The organism is Flavobacteriales bacterium, from assembly GCA_025210805.1.
In the GTDB taxonomy this organism is placed as follows: domain Bacteria; phylum Bacteroidota; class Bacteroidia; order Flavobacteriales; family CAJXXR01; genus JAOAQX01.
Window position 1 is genome coordinate 166,970 of record JAOAQX010000007.1, and the last position, 24,919, is coordinate 191,888.

At 33.5% G+C, this 24,919-nt stretch carries 22 protein-coding genes and 1 riboswitch; of the genes, 9 read left to right on the forward strand and 13 right to left on the reverse strand.

The window, feature by feature from the left end; all coding sequences use genetic code 11:
* Nucleotides 1-136 precede the first annotated feature (136 nt).
* Entirely contained in the window at nt 137-694 is a 558-nt protein-coding gene (locus N4A45_04650; protein ID MCT4664508.1) for a hypothetical protein, read from the reverse strand.
* 795 nt (nt 695-1,489) lie between these two features.
* On the opposite strand from N4A45_04650, the gene N4A45_04655 reads away from it, so the two are divergent.
* The 8 genes from N4A45_04655 (at nt 1,490) to tyrS (ending at nt 12,234) form a co-directional block, all read left to right on the forward strand.
* On the forward strand, nt 1,490-1,669 hold the full coding sequence (locus tag N4A45_04655) for a hypothetical protein (GenBank protein ID MCT4664509.1): 180 nt from the start codon (nt 1,490-1,492) through the stop codon (nt 1,667-1,669).
* A 143-nt stretch (nt 1,670-1,812) separates the two neighbouring features.
* Nucleotides 1,813-2,679 carry a glycosyltransferase family 2 protein gene (locus tag N4A45_04660; protein ID MCT4664510.1) on the forward strand — a complete coding sequence of 289 codons (867 nt, stop codon included), beginning with the start codon at nt 1,813-1,815 and terminating at the stop codon, nt 2,677-2,679.
* Entirely contained in the window at nt 2,679-4,061 is a 1,383-nt protein-coding gene (locus N4A45_04665) for a TIGR00366 family protein (GenBank protein MCT4664511.1), read from the forward strand. Before N4A45_04660 ends, N4A45_04665 begins: the two co-directional genes overlap by 1 nt.
* A 74-nt stretch (nt 4,062-4,135) precedes the next feature.
* Nucleotides 4,136-5,500 (forward strand): aldehyde dehydrogenase family protein, encoded by a 1,365-nt coding sequence (locus N4A45_04670; GenBank protein MCT4664512.1) that lies wholly within the window; start codon nt 4,136-4,138, stop codon nt 5,498-5,500.
* A 146-nt stretch (nt 5,501-5,646) separates the two neighbouring features.
* Nucleotides 5,647-5,759, forward strand: a riboswitch (SAM riboswitch).
* Between the two features lie 88 nt (nt 5,760-5,847).
* Nucleotides 5,848-6,258 carry an OsmC family protein gene (locus N4A45_04675; GenBank protein MCT4664513.1) on the forward strand — a complete coding sequence of 137 codons (411 nt, stop codon included), beginning with the start codon at nt 5,848-5,850 and terminating at the stop codon, nt 6,256-6,258.
* Complete coding sequence (locus tag N4A45_04680) at nt 6,258-7,421, forward strand: aminotransferase class I/II-fold pyridoxal phosphate-dependent enzyme (protein MCT4664514.1); 1,164 nt, start codon at nt 6,258-6,260, stop codon at nt 7,419-7,421. The genes N4A45_04675 and N4A45_04680 overlap by 1 nt, the downstream gene beginning before the upstream one ends.
* A gap of 12 nt (nt 7,422-7,433) precedes the next feature.
* Nucleotides 7,434-10,826 carry a bifunctional aspartate kinase/homoserine dehydrogenase I gene (gene thrA / locus N4A45_04685; GenBank protein ID MCT4664515.1) on the forward strand — a complete coding sequence of 1,131 codons (3,393 nt, stop codon included), beginning with the start codon at nt 7,434-7,436 and terminating at the stop codon, nt 10,824-10,826.
* 127 nt (nt 10,827-10,953) lie between these two features.
* Nucleotides 10,954-12,234, forward strand: a complete 1,281-nt coding sequence (gene tyrS / locus N4A45_04690) for a tyrosine--tRNA ligase (GenBank protein MCT4664516.1) — start codon at nt 10,954-10,956, stop codon at nt 12,232-12,234.
* 43 nt (nt 12,235-12,277) lie between these two features.
* Here tyrS and N4A45_04695 read toward each other — a convergent pair whose 3' ends face one another.
* The 5 genes from N4A45_04695 to N4A45_04715 form a co-directional block, all read right to left on the reverse strand.
* On the reverse strand, nt 12,278-13,099 hold the full coding sequence (locus tag N4A45_04695; protein ID MCT4664517.1) for a hypothetical protein: 822 nt from the start codon (nt 13,097-13,099) through the stop codon (nt 12,278-12,280).
* A 94-nt stretch (nt 13,100-13,193) separates the two neighbouring features.
* Nucleotides 13,194-14,018, reverse strand: coding sequence for a hypothetical protein (locus tag N4A45_04700; GenBank protein MCT4664518.1), 825 nt, complete (start codon nt 14,016-14,018; stop codon nt 13,194-13,196).
* 74 nt (nt 14,019-14,092) lie between these two features.
* On the reverse strand, nt 14,093-14,860 hold the full coding sequence (locus N4A45_04705) for a hypothetical protein (protein MCT4664519.1): 768 nt from the start codon (nt 14,858-14,860) through the stop codon (nt 14,093-14,095).
* The gene (locus tag N4A45_04710; protein ID MCT4664520.1) at nt 14,850-15,587 is read right to left on the reverse strand and encodes a hypothetical protein; all 738 of its coding nucleotides are present in this window, start codon (nt 15,585-15,587) and stop codon (nt 14,850-14,852) included. Before N4A45_04710 ends, N4A45_04705 begins: the two co-directional genes overlap by 11 nt.
* Nucleotides 15,588-15,913: 326 nt before the next feature.
* Nucleotides 15,914-16,636 carry a DUF3108 domain-containing protein gene (locus tag N4A45_04715; GenBank protein MCT4664521.1) on the reverse strand — a complete coding sequence of 241 codons (723 nt, stop codon included), beginning with the start codon at nt 16,634-16,636 and terminating at the stop codon, nt 15,914-15,916.
* 164 nt (nt 16,637-16,800) lie between these two features.
* On the opposite strand from N4A45_04715, the gene N4A45_04720 reads away from it, so the two are divergent.
* Nucleotides 16,801-17,265, forward strand: coding sequence for a hypothetical protein (locus N4A45_04720; GenBank protein ID MCT4664522.1), 465 nt, complete (start codon nt 16,801-16,803; stop codon nt 17,263-17,265).
* 647 nt (nt 17,266-17,912) lie between these two features.
* On the opposite strand, the gene N4A45_04725 is transcribed toward N4A45_04720, so the two are convergent.
* From N4A45_04725 to N4A45_04755, 7 genes are all read right to left on the reverse strand, one after another.
* Nucleotides 17,913-19,265 carry a DUF5103 domain-containing protein gene (locus N4A45_04725; protein ID MCT4664523.1) on the reverse strand — a complete coding sequence of 451 codons (1,353 nt, stop codon included), beginning with the start codon at nt 19,263-19,265 and terminating at the stop codon, nt 17,913-17,915.
* Entirely contained in the window at nt 19,246-20,562 is a 1,317-nt protein-coding gene (gene rimO, locus N4A45_04730; GenBank protein ID MCT4664524.1) for a 30S ribosomal protein S12 methylthiotransferase RimO, read from the reverse strand. The genes N4A45_04725 and rimO overlap by 20 nt, the downstream gene beginning before the upstream one ends.
* Before the next feature lie 382 nt (nt 20,563-20,944).
* Nucleotides 20,945-21,625, reverse strand: a complete 681-nt coding sequence (locus N4A45_04735; protein ID MCT4664525.1) for a hypothetical protein — start codon at nt 21,623-21,625, stop codon at nt 20,945-20,947.
* Between the two features lie 984 nt (nt 21,626-22,609).
* Complete coding sequence (locus tag N4A45_04740; GenBank protein ID MCT4664526.1) at nt 22,610-23,137, reverse strand: hypothetical protein; 528 nt, start codon at nt 23,135-23,137, stop codon at nt 22,610-22,612.
* Nucleotides 23,138-23,280: 143 nt separating this feature from the next.
* Nucleotides 23,281-23,889 carry a hypothetical protein gene (locus N4A45_04745; GenBank protein MCT4664527.1) on the reverse strand — a complete coding sequence of 203 codons (609 nt, stop codon included), beginning with the start codon at nt 23,887-23,889 and terminating at the stop codon, nt 23,281-23,283.
* Between the two features lie 233 nt (nt 23,890-24,122).
* Complete coding sequence (locus N4A45_04750) at nt 24,123-24,509, reverse strand: hypothetical protein (protein ID MCT4664528.1); 387 nt, start codon at nt 24,507-24,509, stop codon at nt 24,123-24,125.
* Nucleotides 24,510-24,577: 68 nt separating this feature from the next.
* Nucleotides 24,578-24,865, reverse strand: coding sequence for a hypothetical protein (locus tag N4A45_04755; GenBank protein MCT4664529.1), 288 nt, complete (start codon nt 24,863-24,865; stop codon nt 24,578-24,580).
* Nucleotides 24,866-24,919 lie beyond the last annotated feature (54 nt).

The window sequence follows — 24,919 nt, forward strand, 5'->3', positions numbered from 1 at the left end:
AGAACAAAGATAGTTTATTTGACATTGATGGAGTTAAGATACCTGTCACATCTTACTCCTCTTGGATTTGTTTTTCAACCGCTCTGTTCAATCCTTCTTGGTTTTCCAGAGTTTTTCGTAAAGCTCGGCATATTGACTACCAAGTATAGTTTACAGGAAGTGATTTACCATGTGTGTTTTGTTTGCGATAGGGGAGTTTTATCTTTCTAATGGCTTTACACATACATTTTAAATCTAAACCTTCTATTTTTGATTCTTTATCACACAAAGTAGGTTTTATTTGATTTAACAAATAAAAATCTCTTAAATAGTTCTGATCCAAAATGAAAAGCTCCTGAGTTTTACGTTCAAAAGCAAAGTATACTTTTTTTTCAAAAAGCAGAAAAAAAGAGTGACGAATATTACCGCTATCTGTAGTTTTTCCAGTTGGAGCAGTTATGTGTTTTGTATTTAAGCTAAAAAACACCAGATTTGAGTATTCAAATCCCCCATTATTAATATCTAAATTTAGTTCTGGATTGAATGTTTTTAGATATGAAAAAAAATAATCTTCATTAAAAACTTCGCCACCTGAAACGAATTCAAGTAGTTTAATTTTTGCATTAAAAACTAGAACATTTGTATCCAAGTAATCTTGAGCTAACGCTTTACTAAAACTGGAAAGTATTAAAAATAAAAGAATCAGAATTTTCATGGTGATATTTTATATAATTTCTTGCATTCGCCTATTTTACACTAATCTAAAAAAAGCACGAAACACTGATTATTATACCAAATTAACCATTTCTACAAGAACAGCAAAACACTCAATAGCTTCTCATTAGATGTTTTGCGTGTTCTTTGATTTACTTATTGACTACCCAATACAACTTGACAGGAGCGAACTACTGTGTATTTTTCATAGGCGATAAATTAATATATGAAGAACATGATACTTCTAAAGGAGATTCTACACCCCCACCTAATCAAAAAAAATGCAAGACAGTATTATCACTAAACATCCACAAAGTCTTATAAAGCTCAAAAAACACAACAAAACACGCATTTCAAAATATAATCCTACTCTACACAATTAAGCTCGCTTATATTTGCCCTGTATGAATTAATACCGTTTCAAGTATAAATTACTGATTGGTATTATACCGATACGTTGTTTCAACTTAATTGTAAATGGAGAGAACAAGTGAGGACTTAACATGTTATCGGTATTAAAAGAATGTGCGTTACTTTTAAATTCTCTACAAATCAAGCTTTAACACCATCATATAATCAATTGCGAGTTTTGATTATAGCATAAGTATTAAAGCAAAATGCCTAACCGTTTTATAATTGGTTAGGCTTTTTTATTTTACTCATCACACCCATAAAACAACAACATATAAATACAAAATAAACCCAACGAGAATGCTATTTTTATAAATTTTAACATTTTAGAAACAATATTTGAAATAATAAATCGTATTTTTATTGCATCAAAATGTTAATTGATATGTTAGAATTAAGTAAAGCAGTACTGTCTCAACTCAGTATTGACAAAGAATTATTCGCAAAGGAATTGCGAAAATTTCTCAATTGGCTCAATGAGTCAGATACCAAAAAATTACAAATTTGGTGTTATGAAAAATTTGGTCATATTTATGGCCCACTACTAAAAGAATCATTTGTTTAGATTATTTGTATCACGCTGATATTTTGAAGTGTTTTTAGAACATTTCAAAAAAATCAACACTAAAAAAGGAAGAAAAACGACTCAATCGAGTCGTTTTTTTTTATTTTTACCTCACCGTAATACCAATCATAGATTTAACACTCATGGAACAACCACTGGTAAGTATTTTAGCTTCGTCATACAATCACAAGCCCTTTTTAGAAGATTTTATAACAAGCGTTTACAGTCAAGACTACCCCAATATAGAACTCATCATGCTAGATGATGGCTCTACTGATGATTCTCCAAAAAAACTGATAGAACTTTCTCAAAAGCATGGATTTTTTGCAGAATGTAGAGAAAATGGTGGTTTTCCAAATGCCTTAAACTATTTAAGAACCAAAGCCCATGGGAAATATATTGTCATAATTGCCCCTGATGATATCTTGACTCCAAAACGCATAAGTAAACAAGTTCATTTCTTAGAACAAAACCCTGATTATGCCATCACCTGTGGGTATATGAAAGAAATAGACGAAAAAGGCAATGAAGGAAAATTGGTGGAGCAGCATTTTGAATCTGGGAAGGTTTTTGAAAAACTACTTCGTTCTCAACTCTATATATTAGCTCCCACAGTGATGATTAGAAAAACGGCACTAGATCATGTAGGTGCTTATGATGAAAGTCTCCGTGTAGAAGATTTTGATATGTGGTTGCGTATGGCTCAGCATTATCCTTTGGGTTATCAAAAAGAACTCTTTGCTTATTATAGAATTCATTCTGGGAATGCACATGGAAATTATCATAATAGCTTTTCACAAAAGGAACAGGTACTCAACAAATACAAAGACTTACCTATTTATTCCGAAATTATTGGAGATTTTTATCGTCAAGCTTATTTATTTTTGAGTGGTTTAAAGGCGTATCAAGATTTGGCAAAATACTATGGCAAGAAGGCAAAAAAGCATGGAGTTTTCCACCCTAATTACCTCAAGGCAAGTATCAAAAAATATTTTAAACCTAAACAATAATGCCTTTTAGCCAAAAAATAGAAAAAGCTTTTAGAACCTTCTTACCGTCTCCCTTTTCTATCGCTGTCATATTAACTTTCTTGGTGTTTGTATTGGCGGTGTTTTTTGGGAATACTCCAAGCGATGAGTCCGCTACAATATTCGTGGTAAAAGCATGGAAGAATGGTTTATTTCAAGCTGGTTTTATGCGTTTTTTGGTACAAATGATGCTCATGCTCGTCCTTGGGCATGTAATTGCTTTAAGTCCTCCTGTTTCTAAATTTATAGACAAAGGACTTAACATGATAAAAACAGGAGGTCAAGCTATTGTGTGGATGGCTATTGTTTCCATTTTAGTAGGCTTATTTAATTGGGGATTAGGACTTATTGTTTCAGCTATTTTGGCGAGAAAAATGGGAGAATATGCCTCTCAAAAGAAAATTGCCCTACACTACCCTTTATTGGTCGCTACGGCTTATGTAAGTTTGATGGTTTGGCACGGAGGAATCTCGGGATCTGCACCTGCAAAAGCCGCAGAAAACGGCCATCTATCAAGTTTGATGACTGGAATTTTGAGTTCTGACCAATTACAGGAATTGCCACAAACAGTTTCTTATGGTCAAACCATTTTTTCGGGAATGAATTTGCTCACCATGGCTTTACTACTGCTTATAATTCCACTTTCGGTTTATCTACTTCACAAAAAAATCCCAAAAAAAATCCCTCAGCTTAGGGCGGATATTTCGGATATAGAATCAAGCCAAAAACACTACGGTGCCGAAAAATTGGATCATTTTTATTGGATTCCAAAAATCATAGGATTCCTCTTTATTCTCCCTTGGATCTATCATAGTTTTTGGCAAAATGAAGAATTTTTGGCAAGTATTCATCCCGATTCTATTAATCTACTTTTGTTTGGTTTGGCTATTTTCTCGCATAAAAGCATTAATCAGTTTATCCGTACCACTCAAACAGCTATTCAAGGAGGAACGGGAATTCTTATTCAGTTTCCACTCTATTTCGGGATCATGGGTATGATGAAAGACTCGGGCTTAGTTCATTTAATGTCCGATTTTTTTGTGAGTATCTCTAGCACCGAATCCTTTCCTATTTTCACATTTATAAGTGCCGGTTTAGTCAATATCTTTGTGCCATCGGGTGGTGGCCAATGGGGCGTACAAGGGCCTATCATTATTCAAGCCGCACAAAGTTTAGATATTTCTTATGCAAAATCCATTATGGCACTGGCTTATGGCGACCAAATCACTAATATGCTTCAACCTTTTTGGGCATTGCCACTACTGGGAATTTGTAAACTGAAAGCATCAGATATTTTACCATATACTTTATTTCTTTTTCTTATCGGAAGTGTGATATTTTTAAGTGTTTTATGGATTTTTTGAAAGAATTTCTTCAAAATTTCTGATTTTAATAAGGAATTCTGAACTTGCAAAATCAGATTTCAATTTTCTTTATTATGAATACTTTTAGCAGTATCAATCCTTTTAACCAAGCGCTTATTTACACAGAAAAAAGCTGGGAAAAAGAACAGATTCAACAATTTTTAAAACAAGCGCCCGCCGCTTTTAAAAATTGGAAAAATATTGCTATTCAGCAAAGAATTGAATTTCTCAAAAGCGTGCAATTTAAACTTCAAGCAAATCAAGAGGAAATTGCCCAGTGGATTACCTTAGAAATGGGTAAAACCATTACCGAATCTCAAGCCGAAATTCAAAAATGCATTGGTCTTTTTGATTATTATTTTGAAATTGCAGAAACGGTATTAATGACTAAAGAACTCCCCCAAAAGAACTTTAAAAAAGCTTGGGTACGCCATGAGGCTTTGGGTTGTATTTTGGGAATTATGCCTTGGAATTTCCCTTTGTGGCAAGTATTCCGATTTGCTATTCCCGCCTTACTCGCAGGAAATACCATTCTCTTAAAACACGCTCCCAATGTGAGTAAATGCAACCGTCTTATCGAGTCTTTATTTTCTGAAATTCCCCACACAATTTATACTGCTTGCTTTGCTGAGGTAGAAGATATTGAACTTATTATTCAGGATTCCATTATCGGTGGTGTTTCTTTAACAGGTTCTGAAAAAGCAGGCTCGGCTGTGGCATCTTTAGCAGGAAAACATATCAAGAAAACTTTATTAGAGCTAGGCGGAAATGATGCTTTTGTTTTACTTCCAAATACAAAAAACTGGAAAGAAGCTATAGAAAAAGCGGTTTTTTCGAGACTACTTACTGCAGGTCAAACCTGTATTTCTACCAAAAGACTCTTGATTCCTACAACTCAAGAAACCCTTGTTTTGGAGTATCTAAAAGAACTTTTATCCAAAATATCTTATCAAAATCCTTTAGAAAAAAGCTGCTCTATGGGAGTTTTGGCAAGAAAAGACCTTCAAGAAAATTTACTAAACCAATTAAATAGACTAGTAGGTTTAGGTGCGGATATTGTTTTTCAGCAAGGAAAAACCGAAGGAAATTATTTTCCGCCCACATTAGTGAAAATTGACGCAAAAATCAACCAACAATTTGATGAAGAGCTTTTCGGTCCTGTATTACTCTTTTGTACCTACGAAGACAAAAAAGAAGCTATTGAGCTTGTAAATGATTCTAGTTTTGGGCTAGGTTGTGCTATTTGGTCTTCAAATGAAGCCGCCGCCATTTCTTTTAGCGAAAAAATAGAGGCAGGTTCTATCGCCATAAACACCATTGTTCAGTCCAATGCTTATTTACCCTTCGGAGGGATAAAAAAGAGTGGTTACGGCAGAGAACTTGGGGAAGAAGCCTTGCTAGAATTTGTGAACAAAAAAGTGGTTTATGTGGGGGGGTAACATTTGTTAACTAAATTTGTTAATTTATGTTATAATGTTGTCAAATATTTGAAAAGAAGCCAAATCAAGGTGCATTGATTCAATGAGATTAATAGCTTTGCATCATCACATTAGTAAACTACGTTTATAGCTTTTAAAGCTTAACAGATTTATCAAGAAAGGTGGAGGGACCGGCCCGATGAGACCTTAGCAACCCATTAAATTCAATAAAGAGTTTAAGAAGGTGCTAAATCCTACTCAGAGATGAGAAAGATAAAGATGTGTTGTTTAGATTCTATTTTTTTACAGATATCATCTAGCCTCCTCCATTTTTTTCTTGATAATACAACCTAAAAGAACAAGAAAAAATGGAAATCATTCTCAACAAAAAAAACTCAAAATTTGGCTTTCTTCTTACCGATAGAGAAAATCATCTGAATATCAAAGCTTCAGATTTTCTAGAAGAAGGAAATAAAGGCTTTCGTCCTATGCAACTACTTTTGGGAGGAATAGCTTCTTGTCTTTCTATCGACTTTCTTAATATTCTATACAAAAAAAGACTTCAAATAGAACAGTGGGAAGTAGTCGTAAAAGGAGTTCGTGAAGAAGAACTTCCCAAAGCTTTTACTGAAATTCAAATAGCATTTAACATTAAAGGCACTATTAATCAATCAGTAGCTGAAAAAGCTTTGAAATTAAGTAAAGAAAAATACTGCTCGGTGATCCATTCTCTTCATCCACAAATTGCTATTTCAACAAGCATCAATATCGACAAATAATGCAAAAGAAAACCCAACTCATCAGAGGTGTTTTTAAACAAACTTCTTATCAAGAACATCGCTCTCCTTTGTTTCTTAATTCGAGCTTTACTTTTAATAGTGCAGAAGAGTCAGCTCAGGTTTTTGGCGGAGAAAAAGATGCATATATTTATTCCCGTTTTTCTAATCCTAATATGACCGAATGGATTGACAAACTGTGTATTCTAGAAGAAGCAGAGACTGGGTTAGCCACTCCATCTGGAATGGCAGCCTTACAAACTATCGTATTTGCACTTTTAGAACAAGGAGACCATATTGTAGCTTCAAAAGCTGTTTTCGGAAATAATAAATACGTTTTAGAACATATTTTATCCAAATTTGGAATCCATTGTACTTGGGTAGATATTGATCAATACAGCCAATGGGAAAAGGCCATTCAGCCAAATACCAAACTTTTCTTTGTAGAGACTCCTTCGAATCCCACATTGAGCTTAGCTGATTTAGAACAATTATCTCAGTTATCAAAACCAAGAGAAATTCTCTTAGTGGTGGATAACACTTTTGCCACGCCTATTTTACAAAATCCAATAAAACTAGGAGCAGATATTGTACTTCATTCTGGAACGAAATATCTTGATGGACAAGGCAGGGTACTTGGTGGTGCCATTCTTGGAGAAAAGAAATGGATTCAATTATGTTTTGACTATCAAAGAAGAACAGGAGTCTGTATATCTCCGTTCAATGCTTGGATTCTTTCACACAGTATAGATACTTTGGAGTTGAGAATAAAAGAACACTGCTATAATACCGAAAAAATATTCTATTTTCTAAAGAAACACCCGAGGGTAAAAGATATTTTCTATCCTTTTGACCCCGACTCTAAACAGTATGATTTAGCTAAGAAGCAAATGAAAATGGGTGGGGGACTTATAGGTTTTACTATTCATGGCGATTTATCAGATGCCACAAAAGTATTGAACTCATTGAATTGCTTCTCACTAACGGCTAATTTGGGTGATATAAAAAGCATCGCAACGCATCCTTCTTCTACAACACATGCTAAATTGAGCAAGGAAGAACAATTGAAACAAGGAATCAACCCTAACTATATTCGACTATCCGTTGGAATAGAAGGCATTGACGACCTTATTAATGATTTGAAGCAAGCGCTTTCTAAGAACTAAAAAAAGCAAACAATGGACAAAAAAATATATCAACTACCCGCTACTTTTACACTAGAATCTGGAAAAGAAATAGACAAACTAGAAATTGCTTACCAAACTTTTGGTAAACTTAATAAAGACAAAGACAACGTTCTATGGGTATTCCACGCCATATCTGGTGACACCAATGTACTTTCCTGGTGGAAAGAATTGTTTGGAGACTCCAAGATATTCAATCCGAAAGAGTATTATATCATATGTGCAAACACACTGGGATCGCCTTTTGGAAGTTCAGCTCCAGAGAATTTTGAATTTCCCAATTTTTCAGTTCGAGACATTTCCAGAGCATTTTTATCCTTAGCCAAAGAGTTAAATATTCAAAAAATTCAAACATTAATTGGAGGTTCATTTGGTGGAAATCAAGCATTAGAGTTTGCTTATTCCTTTTCTGGAAGTATTAAAGAAATGATTCTTTTGGCTTCTAGTGCAAGAGAAAGTGCTTGGGGAATTGCCTTACATGAATCTCAGCGACTCGCACTGTTATCTGATCAAACTTTCGGACAAAAGAATGGAGGTTCTACTGGTTTAAAAGCTGCAAGATCAATGGCTTTATTGAATTATAGAAATAGTCAGAAAATAGATCACCTGCAAACAGATCAAACGGATAAATTAAGCAATTATAAAGCGATTTCTTACCTTCATCATCAAGCAGATAAATTTGTCAGAATTTTTCCTGCAATTTCATATTATTATTTAACTAAATGCCTGGATACACATGCTATCGGTAGAAATAGAGGCTCAGACGAACAAGCCTTGACAGAAATAAATATTCCCACTTTAATCATTGGGATTAGCTCAGATCAACTCAATCCACCCAAACATCAAAAATTCTTGGCAAAACACCTTCCGCAAGGAACGTATAAAGAAATTGAATCAGATTATGGTCATGATGGGTTTTTAACAGAAGGAAAAAAAATAAGTCAAGCTATAGTTGATTTCCGAGCAAAACAAAAGAGAGATTCTCACCTTGGAGGGAAGACCCTAATAAAATTTGGAGGTTCTTCTCTTTCCAATGAAAATTTGGAAAAGGTCTTAGACATTATCTATACCTATGATCTCAAGAAAATGGCTTTAGTCGTGTCGGCTAGAGGAAAATCTACCGATATGCTAGAGGAATTATATACTTTGGCATCCAATGGGAAAATCTACTTCGATAAGTTTGAAAAATTTATCAAATACCAATATGATATTGGATATTCTATCAATCTGGAATCGACTATTGATGATTTGCGAGAAAAATTATTAGCCATTTCAAAACTTCGTATTCAAAATGAAGTACTTTATGCAGATATATTAGCTTTTGGTGAAATTCTAAGTGCCAAAACCCTTAGTCAGATCTTGCAACAAAAAGGCGTTAGTGCTCGTTTTGTAGATGCCAGAAAATGTATTCACCTTTTCGGAAACAAGGATGATGAAAGGGTAGATTTTGCCAAAAGTAAAATTCAGACAATTGAAGAATTTGAGAACCTAGAGACGGATGATTTACCGATTATAACTGGATTTATTGCTTCTGATAATCAAGGAAAAACGTCAATTTTACAAAGAAATGGAAGCAATTACACAGCTTCTTTGATTGCTTCATTTATTCAAGCAAAAGAAATTGTGAATTATACCGATGTAGATGGTATATACTCTACGCATCCTGCCTACTATGACAAAGCAGTTTTGATAGAAAATTTGAGTTATAAGCAAGCGAATGAAATGGCAAACTTTGGACTCAATATACTCCATTCTAAAACCCTACACCCACTTATGGATAGCCATATCCCATTGAGAATAAAGAACACCATGAATCCTTCAGCTCCTGGTACTTTGATTACTAAATCAGGTGGAGGAAGAGCCTGCAAGGCCTTAACAATTATTGAGAATGTTTGTTTGGTTTCTATTGAAGGAAATGGACTTTTGGGGGAAATAGGTATCGATGCTCGAATTTTTTCAGCGTTGAGCCAAGCAAATATTTCTATCCGTCTTATTTCACAAGCAAGTTCAGAAAGAGGAATCGGTTTTATCATTGACCAAAAACAAGGAAAAAATGCCTTGTCTATTTTAAAAAAGGAATTTGAGCAGGAGCTAAATATGGAGAGTATATCTGCCATAAAAATTCAAAATAATGTAAGCATACTATCCATCATTGGAAGGCACAATTATGCTCTAGAAAAAGCCATTGGTGTTTTGAGAAGAAATCAAATTTGGATTCACCTAATCAACAATAGTATTCAAGGGGAGCACATCTCATTGGTAATTGACTCAAAATCTATTAAAAAAGCCGTTGCGGTAGTGCATCAAATTGTTTTTGGAGCAAGAAAAAGATTACATGTTTTTGCTATCGGAAAAGGGAATGTTGGAGGCTCTTTCGTGAATCAAGTATTACAGACTTCTGAAAAAATTGCCCAAGAAAGAAATCTAGATATTAAGATTATTGGTGTTGCCGATTCCAAAAAATATATCTTTAACCCTGAAGGTGTCTCAAGCAGTTGGAGAAAAGATTTAACGATGTCGGAAAAGGTATTTTATCCTGATATAATCCATGAAATAGTAAATCACTCTGGAATAATCAATTTGGTAGTGGTAGACAATACCGCTTCACTTGAACTAACTAATTATTATCCCTCATTTATTCAATCAGGTTTCGATATTGTTTCATCTAACAAACAAGCAAATACTCGTTCTTTAGCTTATTATAAAGCATTGCATCGAGTTATTAGAAAAAAAGAGAAAAACTACTATTATGAAACCAATGTAGGCGCTGGGTTACCCATTATTGGAACCCTAAAAAGTCTCTATCATTCTTCCGATAATATTCGCAAAATTCGAGGAGTTTTTAGCGGATCTTTATCTTATATTTTTAATGAATTCAGTACTGAAACCAAATTCTCCGATATCGTAGAAAAAGCAGGTGAAAAGGGATTTACAGAACCCGATCCTAGGGATGACCTTGGTGGGAAAGATGTGGAAAGGAAATTATTGATTTTGGCAAGAGAAATTGGACTCCAAATAGAAGCTTCGGATATCAAAACACAAAATCTGATACCCGAAAACCTAAGAAATATCGAAAACCAAGAAGATTTCAAAGCAAAATATAAAGCTCTAGATGAATACTATGAGAAAGTTCAAAAGGAGGTAGCTGAAGACGAAGTGCTTCGTTTTATTGGAGAAATAGATGTAGAAATCGGAAAATACGAAGTAAAACTTGAAAAAGTGAAGAAGCAATCTCCTCTTGGAAAATTAGAACAATCTAATGTTTTGATTGAAATCTATACCGAAAGTTATGAAGAAAACCCTATCATTGTTCAAGGAGCAGGAGCAGGAGCCGAAGTAACCGCTCGAGGAGTTTACTCTGATCTATTAGCTATTGGGAAAAGATAAAACGATTGCTCTAAATTGAATCAAGATCGAAACGTAAAATAAATGAGGAATTTAGCAAGTATTCGATATAAGATATCAGAAATTGACATCAAACCATTAATTTTGGGTTTTATTTATCATTTGACTTATGAAAAACTTTGTAGAAGAACTTCGCTGGCGTGGACTGATCCACGATATGATTCCAGGAGCTGAGGAAGAAATGCTTAAAGAAGCACAAAAAGCCTATATTGGTTTTGATCCTACTGCTGATTCTCTTCATGTGGGATCTCTTGTTCCGATCATGATATTGGTGCATCTTCAAGAGGCAGGACATCAACCTATTGCTTTGGTTGGGGGCGCTACAGGAATGATTGGAGATCCAAGTGGTAAATCGGCAGAGCGAAATTTACTCTCAGAAGCGGATATCCAGAAGAATGTGGAAGGAATTAAAAATCAATTAGAATCTTTCCTAAAATTTGAAGGAGTAGAAAACCCTGCTTTGATGGTCAATAACTATGATTGGTTTAAGGACTTTAATATTTTGGATTTCCTAAGAGATGTTGGAAAACACCTCACAATCAATTATATGATGGCAAAAGAATCAGTAAAAAAGCGTGTGGAAACAGGGCTTTCTTTTACAGAATTTTCTTACCAACTGATACAAGGTTATGATTTTTTTCACCTCAACAAAGAATACGGTTGTCGTTTTCAACTAGGAGGATCTGACCAATGGGGAAATATTGTAACAGGAACAGAGTTTATCCGTAGAATGGGTGGTACGCCTTCTTTTGCTATTACTTCGCCACTTCTTACCAAGTCTGATGGAACAAAATTTGGAAAATCTGAAGGTGGAAATGTATGGTTAGACCCCAAAAGAACTTCACCTTATAAATTCTACCAGTTTTGGCTTAATGCCGATGATGATGATGCCAAGCGTTATATCAAAATATTTACCCTAAAAGGGCAGGAGGAAATAGAAAAACTCATTGCTCAGCACGATGAAGCCCCACATAATCGCTTACTCCAAAAAACTATTGGAGAGAATATTACTATCCGTGTTCATGGTAAAGAAGCTTATGAAAAAGCTATAGAATCTGCGGCTATTTTGTTCGGGAAAAACACCCAAGATCAGCTAAAAACTTTGGACGAACAATCTATTAGAGATGTTTTTGAAGGAGTACCACAGTTTGATGTAGCCTACGGGGAACTAGAAAATCCAGTAGAAATTACCGAACTTTTAGCAACATATACCCAAATTGCTTCCTCAAAAGGGGATGCCCGAAGAAGCCTAAAAGGAAATGCTATTTCGGTAAACAAAGTAAAAATAAACGACAGTTTTGAAGTCTCTAAAGAAGATTTAATCCAAGACCGTTACCTCATTGTCCAAAAAGGAAAAAAGAACTATTATTTAGTTTCTTTTGAGAAATAATCGGTATTGATTTTATAGATTTAAAAAGATGAAAAGAGGCTCACTAATAATGACCTCTTTTCATTCTTGCTTTCGCTCTTTTCTTTTCGCCCCAAGAAGGGAAAATAGTAAGAGAAAGACTCAGCTCATGTCCTTTGCTTATAATGCTTCCTGAAGAATGATGAGAAGGGTTTTCAAGATTGAGAATCTTATAATCATATTTTATATCACTGCCCAGTCTATAATTATACTGCATCATCCATCGGAGTTTTGCCCATTTGGTTTTTAGACTTACGCCTCCTCCTATCTGCAGAAAGTGAAAACCGTGGTTTCCTTCATGCTTTACCTTATACTCTATAATTGGATTATCGATAGCAAGATCTGCTTCAAATTCGTTTTGATTGTTTAATTCAAATTGTATGATTCGATAAGTATTCTTATAATCTGTAAAAAAGTCAGACCAGCGATACCCAATAAAAACATCTGCACTCCATCGGTTTTTGTTGTACAATTCGTAAGCTAACTGAAACTGAAGATTCCACAAAGTAGATTGTTCAGAATTAAAATGAAGTTCTCGGTCGCTGTCTAGTTTTAAATCTGATCCTTCTATCTGGATTTTGTTATTGTTTTCCACCCAACTCTCGTATATCAAAGCTCCATGTAGCGTCCATTTCTTATAAGAAACTATTTCTCTATGATACCCTATACCCATAGTGAGTGTTCCGCTGGTGCTTGGGGTATAGTATCCTGTGGCATCTTGTACAGTATTGGCTAAAGAATATTTACCATGGAGCAACAAACCTCCTTTTCTGTAAGGTTCATAATTTTGGGCTTTTGTTATTCCAATACCTAAAAGAATGAGGCTACTTAATAATATTTTTTTCATTGTATTTGAATGATTATGTTATTGGTTTCAAAAATAAACCTTAGCAAGGAACTGAAATGTCAAAAAAAACTAATTTTTCTAAAGAAAATAGAAATTATTTTTTGTAGCGTTCTATTTTTTTTCGTCTTTTTCCCCAAGCAGGAAATATGCTTAGAGAAAGGGTAACTTCATGACCATAGTCTTCAAACCTTCCTTTAGAACCTTTATCATACTTGAGATTGGTATATTTATAAGTTCCGTTATAGAGTTTATTTATTCCATGGTTGTATTTGAGTTGTAACTGAAGCCTAGACCATTTAGTATAAACATCATAAGCCCCACCTATCATCAAAGAATGATGAATTTGTTCTTTTGGTGATTCTACTTCTACGGGAATGAATATAACTGAATAAATTAGATTCATATCCTTATCATATATAGTACCTAGGTTTGAAGAATAATTTTGTTTGGTGCGGAACAGATTAAACATTCTATGCCCTATCAAAAGAGAAAGATGATTTCCAGCTTTGTTTTTCAGTAATTGATATTGGATTTCATATTCTCCATTTAGTGGATAAAACCATAAAACATTTAAATATTTTGAAGTAACAGAGCTATAATCCTCAATATCTTCTTCTTTTAATGTAAAGCGGTAGGCTATTGGGCTATAAAGCTCCATATAAACCTTAGCATGCAGAGACCACTTTTTATACTTAAAAACTTCCCTATGATAACCAAAAGCAAATTCTGGTGCCCAAGACATATTGGGTTTATAGAAACCCTCTGAGTGTGTTATTTGTGCGGGCGTTTTTGCTTTGGCAGCAAGATATAAAGCACTGGTGTAGTAAGGTTTGCTTTCTTGAGCTAGAGCAATATAACTCAATAAAAATAGAAGGGTAAATAAGTATTTACCACTATATTTTTTCGAAATTTCAATCATGAATTTTAATTCTTTATTATACTACCAAAAATATCTATAATATTCTGTTACACTGAATAAAATGCTTTTTTTTATCACAACCGATATCCAAGGGAAATAGATGGAATAAACCATTTTATACCAAAGCTAGAAATAGTGCTCTCAAAATAGTTATTCTTACCCGAATAAATTCCATGGCTTGCATGATTACCGTGGTGGTAATAGGTTCTTATAAAATACATATTTCCTGATGATCTCTGATATTCCAAATTGACATTGAAATTCAATGCAATCAGAAGTTTATAAAAGCTTTTTGTCACCTTTATTTTTGTTCTAATTCCAGAAGCAAATGTATTTGGTTTATCAAAATAATAGTAAAATTTTTCTTTGTATTTAAAGTATTCCAAGGATTCATGTGCCACACCTTGTTTTCCCCACCAACGGTAATATAAAGCGGCAGAAACAGAAATATCTAAGTATCTATTGGGTAACACATCTTTTCCAAATCCAAGAGAAATAGTGTTTTCGTCAAAGAATGCTCCTTCATTCATTTTCTGAACCAAAAACTCTGGATAATTACCTATTACTTCATATTCATTTCTATACTGATGTTTTAAATACTCTAGAAGAATGAAGCTTTTTTCTCTGTAAAAATATCTGGTTTCTATTCCCCATTTAGACGAAAAAGCATTTGGTGCTTTATGTAATTCGAGCGGATTTTTGGATTCTTCTACGATATTCTTATAGTCTTTATTTCCTGAAAACTTATATCCATCAAAATAGAATTCCACACGCTTTTGAGCCCAGCCAAAAGACACAAAAGAAAAAGCTAATACTGCTAATAATCTATTCTTAGAAAACATAAGCAAAGAATAAAGCAGGATTCAACAAATCTAAATTGATTTCTTGGGTATTTACTTCTATATAGTTTGTTTCAAACTGATCTGGAAATTTCTCAAGCTGATAGGTATTTATTTGCATCTGTTTTTCACCATGCCATTGATAATAAAGAAGATTATCGAAAGACAGACCGAGTAGAAGTTTTCCCCATTTTTTCATCAACCTTGGTTGAAGAACGAAACCTACACGTCTTTCTTTAGGTATCAAATACTCATTTGCACTATTTTCTAAAGGGGATACTAAAGTCGTGTAATTTCTTGCCCGATTCATCTCAAAATAACTATGTAAACCTCCCAAAAAATCTATTGATACACCTTTTCCTAAAGTATATCTTCTTCCATAAGACAGTTGAACACTTATAAATCCCGCAGGAGTATAGTTTGAAGCCCCATTTATTGTGGAATTTAAAATTTCTGCAACTATATACCTCTTCTCCTTCCAATGTCCTATATTCCCCTGTATTTCTATTTGTATTAAATGCTTTTTGTTATGAATTTTATTAACAAACACACCTAATTCAAGATTAGTACTCCTACTAGAAGTTGTCGTTTTAATGCCTGTTTTGGAATTTTTGTATAAATACTCACCTGAAAAACTATTGACATCTCTAAAAGAAAGACCTACAGTGGTTTGAGCACTCCCTACAAGAATGCCTAAAAAAAATGTGTAAAAGAAAATTTTTCTTATCATGCTGATTATTAATTATTCAACAATGATAAGAAAAAATATCAAACTGGTTTATTTTTTTCTTAAATCACAAATAAAACCTGTCGGTCTAGTTTTTTAATTTTCTTTTTAACAAAAATGATGATTACTTTTAAATTATTGAATATTACCGAGTTCTCGATACAATTTCTTTTCCGTTTCTCTCCAAATAAATCACTCGAACTGACATACTCGATACAATTTCTTGTCAATTCGAGTGGTTTTTGATGAAATGCAATGGAATCAAAAGTTGTATCGAGAACACCCGCCACATGATTTATCCAATAAAAATGATGAGATATTTGTTATTTCTAAACTCCTGATTTATAGGTATCCAAAACCATTTTGATAGAACCCACGGCTAATTCGGTTTTGAGTTTCACAGGAACTTTTTGATGGTCTTTGGTTATCCAAACCTTTAGGGGTTCTCCGTCACCAAAAACACGTCCTGAGGCTACTTTTACATCGAAAACCATGCATTTTGTATCGTCGCCAAGAATGGAATCCATTTCTTCGTCCTCACGATAAATAAACTCGGTTACAAAAACTTCGTTATTTAAATAGATAGGAACCTCTATACTGGCTCCCATTTCTAAATTCTGTAGGTTTTGCTTTCGCAAATAGTAGAAAAACGAAACTAAATCTTGGGTATTCGTTGGGCAGTCAATAGTATCTGTTTTAGAAGTTGCTTTTCCTCCTCCAAATGTGGTTTGTTGCACTCTTTCGTAGCTTCCTTCTTTTACATCCCGCTTAAATATTTGCGGGGTGATATCCTTTGAAGTATAAGAATCATAATAATCTCTTACTTTAAAAAAATTATCAAAAAAACTGGTGCTCCAGCCCTTTGCTCTAAAATGGTAGCTATTTTCTTTTTCGTAGGTTACTAATTGTCCATAACCCGCTTTAATAAAACCATATTTTACCTTAAAACGCATCGTTTCACCATTGGAAAAAGGAATAGAATCCTTTTCTATAGCGAATCCATTTAGGCTGAAAAAACTAATAAATGTCAGTAGGGAGATAAATTTTTTCATATTAAGGTAAATTATGGTTTCAGGTAATTTAAAACAATTTTTGTACCAAAAGGGCTTGTTCTTTTAAGGATATTTTAAATAACCACTTCCTAATCAAGACAGAAAGCACTTTCCTTTTTCATTTTTTTGTATATTTACCTATATCATTACAATCAATAATTATTATGAAAAATATTATTATTTTCTGTGCTTTTTTCACATTTATTCAAATGGGATTCTCTCAAAAACTAGAAATTAAAAATGGAGGAGTTTATACAGAAACGGGTCAAAAACTGTCTCACAAAGAAATAAAACAGAAATTAGCCGTTTATCCTGAGGCATTAAAAAATTACAGGAGATCTAGAACCAAGGCTGTTACGGCAATTTTTTCATCTGGACTGGGTGGTGCTTGTTTTGGAATCAATATTGCACAACTTATTAAGGGTCATCAAATTACTTGGCAGGCTTCGGCAGTTGGAGCTTGGTTTATTGGTGGAGCTTTAGTTTTGGCAGGAGGTGCAAATAGAAAGGCTCGAAAAGCCATTGATCTTTACAACAGTAATCAAACGGCTTATATTCCGCCTCAAAATCAGCGTGAATTAAAACTCCATATCACTGGAAATGGTGTTGGTTTAGCTTTTCATTTTTAAGGTTTTATTGGGTTCTCGATACAATTTTTGACTCCATTGCATTCCATCAAAAACCACTCGAACTGACATACTCGATACAGTTTTATATTCCTGTCAGTTCGAGTGATTTCTTTGGAGAGAAGCGGAAAAGAAATTGTATCGAGAACTCACTGCATTCCATCAAAAACCACTTGAACCGACATACTCAATACAATTTTATATTCCTGTCAGTTCGAGTGATTTCTTTGGAGAGAAACGGAAAAGAAATTGTATCGAGAACTCTTTGCATTCCATAAAAAACCACTTGAACCGACATACTCAATTCAATTTTATATTCCTGTCAGTTCGAGTGATTTCTTTGGAGAGAAACGGAAAAGAAATTGTATCGAGAACTCTCTGCACTTCATCAAAAACTACTTGAACCGATATAGTCAATACAATTTTATATTCCTGTCAGTTCGAGTGATTTCTTTGGAGAGAAACGGAAAAGAAATTGTATCGAGAACTCTCTGCATTTCATCAAAAACCTCTCAAACTGACATAGTCAATACAATTTAATATTCCTGTCAGTTCGAGTGATTTCTTTGGAGAGAAACGGAAAAGAAATTGTATCGAGAACTCTCTGCACTTCATCAAAAACTACTTGAACTGACATGCTCAATACAATTCTAATTTGCTCTTACAGTCAGAACTTTTAATAAACGATCGTAAGAGAGTACTTGACTATTTGATCGATGATAAAAATAGATTCTATACTGGTTACTTGCCTCAGAGAAATTCCCTTCCACGAGGTCAAAAGTTGCTTTTGCATTGGCAATATGCGGTACAAAGATATAAGCATAGTTATAATACCCTTGTTTTAATTGCATTTTCAAGCGATAGGCATTTTCGTCGGGATGATAAATCATTTTCGATTTTTCGTCTAAATTCCAATCATTTAAAGCTCCTAAAACATAGAGATCTCCTTCTAGTTTACCATATTTAGATTCATAGGTAAAATGGACATTTGCATATTCTGCTTCCAGTTCAGAGTTCGTACTATTAAAACGGTTTATGAGATAACCACCATTAATATCTACGGCATTTCTAAAATAACCTTTGTTATTGTTCTCTCCAAGTCTGACTTTTACCTGTGCTTGGTCTTCTGTACCAGTTCTACGTATAGACTCCACCCCTAATCCAAAAGATAGGAGAGAAGTCATTTCAAAAGTTCTATATTCTGCTCCTGCTTCAAAAATATTGGTGTTTAATGCATCAAAAATCAAGCTTTCATTGCGTATATGCCCTATTCTTGGATTAAAAATAGCATTATCCCATCGTCCATTTTGTTGAATCACTACTCGTATTTCTTCGGGCATTATATAGTGTGGGATATCTTCTGTAGAAATCTCTGCTACTACTTCGTGGTGGGTGGTTCTATACTGAGGACTTCTTGCAATATTTGCCTGCGCATTTGCTCCAATACTCAGTTCATCTTGCACAGCAAACCGCTTGGTCAAAAGCACTCTTTCTTCATCTTCTTCAAATACTACAAGCAGATAATTTCCAGAAACTTTGGGTTTCATCATTTCATTGGGAAAAAAGAGCTCATACCGCACATAGTTTTGGGCAACTCCTTGAGAGAAATCGTAGTCTCTTATTTCAGCTTGACTAAAACCTTCTATATAATCTAATGGATCTATTTCACTCAATTTCCAATCATATGTACAATGTAGGATTTGGTAATGGTATTGTTGATCTTCGCCAAACTCATCAAAAGTTAAGCGAATTCTGTTTTTTGAACCTAAAGAAACCACAGGAAGCAAATTCAAATTTGGATCTGCAATGGTGGTAATACTCTTTATCGTCTGGGCTTGTAGTCCAGAATATTCTGCGGTAATTCTAGCGGTTTTTATAGCTTCATCATAGACTTTATTCTCAGCTTTTATTCCTTCCAAAAATTCGGGAATTTGAGCCTTTATTCCAAAAGGAATGAACAATAAAGAATATAAAAACAGATATTTAATCAACAATTTTTCCATATAAATCATAAGGTTCTGCCGAGGTGATTTCTACACGAGCAAAATCACCAATTCGGATATGGTTTTCTTCACTTACTGGAACCAAAACTTCATTATCCACCTCTGGTGAGTCATATTCTGTTCTTCCGATAAAGAAACCATCTTCTACACGATCAAACAATACTTCAAAAACTTTGCCTACTTTTTTGATATTATTTGAATGAGAAATCCCAGCTTGCAGTTCCATAACGGCATTTGCTCGTTTTTGTTTTATTTCTTGTGGAACATCATCTTCAAAGTTAAAAGCATGGGTGTTTTCTTCATGAGAATAAGTAAATGCTCCCAATCTTTCAAATTGCATTTCTTCTACCCAATCCATCATTTCTTGGAAATCTTCTTCGGTTTCCCCTGGATATCCTACAATAAGTGTGGTACGGATGGCTATATCTGGTATTATTGCACGAATGTCATGAATAAGTTTCGTGGTTTTTTCTCTAGTAATTCCTCGTCTCATAGCTTTTAAAACACTTGTAGAGCCATGTTGAAGAGGCATATCGAGGTAATTACATATATTTTTATGCTTTTTCATCACCTCTATAACTTCCATAGGGAAGCCTGCGGGATAAGCATAATGTAACCTAATCCAGTCTAATCCTTCAATTTTAGCCATTTGATCTAAAAGATCTGCCAATTTTCGTTCTTTGTATAGATCCAAACCATAAAATGTAAGATCTTGGGCGATAAGTAAGACTTCTTTAGTTCCGTTTTTTACTAAATTTCTTACTTGATCTAAGAGTTCTTCTATTGGGGTAGATTGGTGTTTTCCACGCATCAAAGGAATGGCACAAAAGGAACAAGGTCTATCACATCCTTCGGCTATTTTTAGATAGGCGTAGTGTGCTGGAGTGGTTAATAAGCGTTCTCCAATCAATTCTTTTTTATAATCTGCTCTCAGTGTTTTTAAGAGTTTGGGTAGGTCTTTTGTTCCGAAATACTTATCTACATCTGGTATTTCTTTTTCCAAATCATCTTTATACCGCTCAGAAAGACAACCTGTAACATAGAGTCTCTCTATTAATCCTGCTTCCTTTGCTTCCACAAATTGTAGGATAGTATTTACAGATTCTTCCTTGGCACTTTCTATAAAACCACAAGTGTTTACAATTACAATGGACGAGTCTTCAGCCTGAGATTCATGCTCTACTTCGTAGTTATTTGCTTTTAACTGGCTCATCATCACCTCAGAATCAAAAAGGTTTTTGGCACAACCAAGTGTTACCACATTGATTTTGTTCTTCTTTAATGTTTTGGTTTTCATTTAGGTTGGTTTGGTGGGGTAAAATTACGAAGGCTTTTTGGATATTCCTTTTTTTGCTGGAAAGGATTTGTTCTCGATAAAATTTTTGACTCCATTGCATTTCATCAAAAATCACTCGAACTGACATACTCAATATAATTTTTTTCCTGTCAGTTCGAGTGAATTTTCTGGAGAGAAACGTAAGAAAATTTTTATCGAGAACCCACTGCATTTCATCAAAAATCACTCGAACTGACATACTCGATACAATTTTACATCTCTGTCAGTTCGAGTGATTTCTTTGGAGAGAAACGGAAAAGAAATTGTATCGAGAACCCACTACATTCCATCAAAAACCACTTCCCAAAGAAACAGGAAGTGGTTTGTAAATGCTCATTCTAATCTAAATCTTAACCCCTATGTAGATATTAGGCTCAAATAAGAAATAGTTCCTCCATTTATCATCTAAAACTTTAAAGCTTTCTGGGGTTTTGGTATCAAATACCCAAAACTGAGAATGCACTTGTGGCTCAATAAAGAACTGTTTGTTTTTTCCGAAACTAAAGTGATATCCAAGATGGAAGGAATTATAAAGTTTAAATCCGTTTCCTATTTTCTTTCTATCCATGTCTAAATAGGTCTTAAACAAAGGTAGTACCTCAACGGTTACAAATAAATCTTTCCAAATAGTACGTTGATAAGTTATTCCTAGTCCTCTTTCTCTTAGATGACCGGGGTAAAACTCACTTTTTGTTTCTATCTTGTCTAAAAGTCCATCCCACCATGTGATTCCCATAGGCTGAAATAATTGCCAAGTTGCAAACTTAACTCCCAAAGTAGCTTTTTTGCTAATTTCTCGCTTATAGTGCAGCTCTATATGCTGGGTATTTGTTCTGTCTTCCCATGATTTTGAAAAAAACTGTGGTACAATAATGAAGGGTAGGCTCACTCTATTTTTAAGTTTTGCTCCTTTTTCAATATCTGATGGATGGTCTTTTTGGGCTTGTGCTCCAAGTGAAGCAAATAGAAAGAACAATAATAGTAATTGTTTTCTCGAATTCTGAAGGTAATATCTTGTTCTCATTTTTTGGATTTTAACTTTGTGTCAAACAATACTGTTGTGATCCCTATTCTTCTGATTCTACGAAAGCCGTAAATGGTATTAATAGGTTTTATTTACAACAGAATAACGATGCAAAAATGCATGAGAAAATGAGAAGAATCGTACTAAAATATAATTTCGAACCTTCTTTGTTTTTATATATTGTGATACTCTATTCTTTCTATTTAATCTTTTTTATAAGTCGCATGATATTTAAACGAGCTTCATAGGTTGACACGATCCTTAAAGCTAAAAATGAAAGCAATACTAACCACAACACTAATTCAGGCATTTCGAATCTATATTTTATCGTTTGAAGTAACTGAATAATTAATGAAATATTAAAAATAATGATTATACGATCAAAAACGGTATTTTTTCTCGACCAGCCTATATAGCTTATCATAATCGAACAAAATAAAGGGATTATAAAACTCCAGATGGAATTTTCTAGTATAATATCAGTAAAATACCAAGGGATAAATTCAATAAAAAATAAACGACTTGTAATTTCTTTATTCATGTTTGATAAGGTGTTGAGTTTTTTTAAATCATTCTAATTCTCAACAGTTATTTATGGGTGTTTTTTGGAGGAAACCAAGCTTAATCTAGTACCCAATAAAGCCCTTCATACACTGTGTTACTTAGTAGATAAAACAAAAGACTAAACCAATATAGCTGAGTCAGAACAATGCTCTGATTCTTAAATTTTGTTACAAAAAGCCTCATAAACTCATACATAATATTGAATAAAACTGTTATAAAACATATAGAATACAAATAATATACAATTTCCGAGTATATAAATTTATTGAATTCATATTTAGAGTTAGCTTCTGAACTAATCAAAATAAAAACAGACACTAAAGAGGATATTATAAACATTATTTGATATACTTTTCGAATAATTTTCCACATAATTTATCTCTTATTTAAATCCATTTGGAACTTGCAAAAACAAAGTCTTTATTGACATTGAAAATCTTCCACATGAAAACCCACTTGGGTAATTGACCTATAATAAACGAAGTCTAGAAACTCTTCCCAAGTAATATCACCGTTTCTGTAATGATAAATTGCAGCGTCATTATAGTTATAATAAAGCCCTACCAAATTTGCCCCTATTGATCCGTAATCAAAATATTGAGCGTTTATCATTTCTTCTAAACAGTCATTTTCCTTTAATTCTCTAAGTTTATCAAAAAAAGGATCTTCAAATGTAATCAACAGTATTTGTGTTTCTTTTGAAGGAATCTGATACTTGGAGACAATTCTTTTATTCTCTTTCAAATAGAACGGTAAATATTTGCAAATATGTTCTTTTGGCTTGTTTTGCAGATAGATATAATTTGACTCACTTGAGTGATCCACTATAAACTCTGCCTGACTGACATTATTCGCCACTAAAAAAGAATCTAATCTCGAACGTTGAGCAATCGCTATCGAAAATATCGATAAAAAAACTATTGTTAGTTTAACTTTAGTTGAGTCCATAATAATTTAAAAATTGATGAATAACACTGACAAACTGCACCTTAACACCATAAATGGTATATTTTTTATGCTATCTGTACGTTTCCCAAAAAGAGAATTTACTCAAGAATGAGAAACTGTTTTTTGAGACAGCGGAGGTGTTGCTATATCTCAAAATCTGATGTAAATAACATTTTTGAATCTAAAACTGTATCCTCAGGGAGAATAGACAATTCCATGTCTCCCTTTACTTTCATTAATGAATCTTCATTTTTATAGTAAAAATTTTTTTGGTAGGTATTCATATTATACCTAGGAGCTATTTCGCAATCAAAACAAGAATTAGCATTTAAATAGTATTTACCAGATATGACAACTATTTCATCTTCATATTTTCTTGTTAAAAGATAGTAAAACAAAGGTAGTTTTCGTGGACTGATAAAGTGAAAAACAGTGTCTTTCCCATTGAAACCCCTATAAGAAAATTCGTTACCGACTCTATTCTCAAAAATACGTTCATATTGAGATCCCGCTTCATTATCAATATACAAGATATATTGAGTATAATCTTTATTGAAATAACTAAATTCACTGATATTATTCGGAAAATTCTCTTTACGTATTATACTGAAATCCTCAATAACTAAAGAACGATCATTTTTTTCTTTTATTATCTTTAAAATGTTTCCACTCTCTGTTTCTAAGTTATTTTTACAGGAAACCAAGGTAAGAGTAACAATAAATAAAAAGTGCTTTATAAAGTTTTTAAACATGATTAGTTATAATTAATTGGAGTATAAATCGAAAATAAAACCTGTATCAAAATAAGTCCTAAAATTACGAAAGCAAGAATATAAATCCACTTTTGGATATAAATTTTTAGCAGTTTAAAATGAAGCCCCTAACTTTATCAAAATTAAGATTGGCTGAAAAGGAAAATGATAAAAATAGTAATGATTACAAACATATAGTTATATCATTTTACGTACCGACTTCCAATTAAAAACTACCGTTTAGATTGCTTATACCTTTCTAACCAAAAATGTGCATTTCTTGCATTGGTGTCCAATGGCATATATGAGTTCATCTCATTGTAAAAAAAGACATTAATTAAGCTATCATTCCTAAATTGATATACATGATAGTCTCCACTATGCTTTTCAATTGAGTCTGAAACTTTCAGGGCATCATAAATATCTTTAGTTACATAAACTACTTCATTACCATCCTGAAGAATAGCTTTAAACGCTCCATGATCCATTTTGTCATAATACAAACGTTTTACAACTCCATTAAATGACTTTTCTCCGTGATCTTTAATCTGTGTACCTATCGGGTTATTACAGGAAATAAAGCTAATTCCTAGTAATAATGTGATTAATCGAATTTCCATATCCATGTTCTACTTTCTGAAATTGAAAAATTTAATGCTCCGTGTTTTTATTGGGGGGAGCTGGGGATTTACTGAGTGTTTTCGTTAGCGGGGGAGTAGTTCGTATCAATTGGATAATAACTACTAAAACTGTTATAAGCAATAAGTTTTAGTTTTGACATCCTATAACGTTCGATTGTATAAAATCCTTTTTTTTTAACAATAGAATCGCCTATCTCTATTTGGTCGAAAAGAGGAGTTGGTAAATCATACTTTCTTGAACCCACCAATAAAGTCTGTGTAGCATGATTTCTCTTGTCTATGAATTTATCTACCACAACACCTTCATATTGCTGTCTTGAAACAAATTCCATCATTCTTTCCTTCTTATCACAAGAAACGCAAAAGGACATTGATATAATCAAAATATT